The sequence below is a fragment of the Roseateles sp. genome, assembly GCF_049240545.1.
GTDB lineage: Bacteria > Pseudomonadota > Gammaproteobacteria > Burkholderiales > Burkholderiaceae_C > Paucibacter_A.
This window is the reverse complement of record NZ_JBMLSK010000343.1, coordinates 1-1,162: the sequence shown is the minus strand read 5'-3', so window position 1 is coordinate 1,162 and position 1,162 is coordinate 1. Positions and strand designations below refer to the sequence as shown.

Below are 1,162 nucleotides of genomic sequence, written 5' to 3'. Positions count from 1 at the left end.
GTTGGCAGAACATCAAGCAATCCGACCGCAAGACCTACCTGAAGAACGCCTACCGGGTGCTGTTGACCCGCGCCAGACAGGGCATGGTGATTGCCGTCCCCCATGGGGACGCCGAAGACCCGACACGCAAGGCCGAGTTCTACGACGGAACCTTCGAGTACCTGAAAGGCTTGGGCCTGCCGGTGATTTGACAAGGGGTGCCGCTACGCCAGCACGCGGGGGGCCATCTCTGGCGGCACATAGTGCCGCAGCACGCGAATCAGCCGCCAGCCAGCCTGCCTTAATGTGGAAGTCTTCCATGATCCGGGGCGTTGCCCCACATCATGAAAGTTAGCATCAATGGCTAAAATGGCTAAAGCTAAGGGAGGAGCTCACCATGCGTGTCACCGCAACGGAAGCCAAGAACCGATTCGGCAGTCTCTGCGCGCAGGCCAAACGCGAGCCTGTGTTCGTGGAGAAGTCAGGTCAGATCGATACCGTGATCCTGTCTGCCGAACAGTACCAGGCCCTGCAGCTCCACCACGACAAGGCAGGCCGTGCCGCGCGCAGAAAGGCGTTCGAAGCCGAGTATGGCGATTGGATTGCTGCGCAGAACGCCTTCTTCGAGACGCACGGCATTCCGGGTGCAGACCTTCGTCCTTGGTGAGCGGCAGATGACGCAGTACGACGTCTTCGCAAACCCCAGCGGCAGCGCCACAGCCGGTATTCCCTATGTGGTCGTCGTCCAGAGCGACCTGCTGAACGGCTTGCCGACACGGCTGACCATGCCGCTGGCGGTGCTTGATGCCTTGACCAAGGTGCCTACCGCGCTGTGCCCTGTCATCACGGTCCAGGGCCAACGCCTGTATGCGCTGGCGCACTACACCGCGCCGCTGCCTGCAAAGTCCTTGAAGCGCGCAGTTGACAACGTGGCTGCGCAGGCCAGCGCGCTGGTGTCGGCTTTGGATGTGGTGTTGTCTGGCGTTTGAGGCGTGCCGATCCGATCAGGCGCTGCGCGCAGAAAAGTTGCGACAGTCGTGCAGGGGCGGCCACGCTCACAGCACCTTGCGGTACTGCACGAAGCCGCTCTTGTCGGCAATGCGGTCGTACAGCAGCATGGCCTGCGCGTTGGATTCATGGGTGAGCCACCACACGCGTGAGGCGCCAGATGCTGTGGCTTGGG

Annotated in this window: 3 protein-coding genes and 1 pseudogene; 3 read left to right on the top strand and 1 reads right to left on the bottom strand. The window is 62.0% G+C overall.

What is annotated here, in order from left to right:
- From ACOVRJ_RS21355 to ACOVRJ_RS21345, 3 genes are all read left to right on the top strand, one after another.
- A partial coding sequence (locus ACOVRJ_RS21355) for a DNA/RNA helicase domain-containing protein (RefSeq protein WP_422045835.1) occupies positions 1 to 191 on the top strand: 191 nt, incomplete at its 5' end.
- A 185-nt stretch (positions 192 to 376) separates the two neighbouring features.
- Complete coding sequence (locus tag ACOVRJ_RS21350) at positions 377 to 646, top strand: prevent-host-death protein (protein ID WP_422045834.1); 270 nt, start codon at positions 377 to 379, stop codon at positions 644 to 646.
- A 7-nt stretch (positions 647 to 653) separates the two neighbouring features.
- The gene (locus tag ACOVRJ_RS21345) at positions 654 to 968 is read left to right on the top strand and encodes a CcdB family protein (RefSeq protein WP_422045833.1); all 315 of its coding nucleotides are present in this window, start codon (positions 654 to 656) and stop codon (positions 966 to 968) included.
- 66 nt (positions 969 to 1,034) lie between these two features.
- Here ACOVRJ_RS21345 and ACOVRJ_RS21340 read toward each other — a convergent pair.
- Positions 1,035 to 1,162: pseudogene (locus ACOVRJ_RS21340) on the bottom strand (GNAT family N-acetyltransferase); the annotation flags it as partial.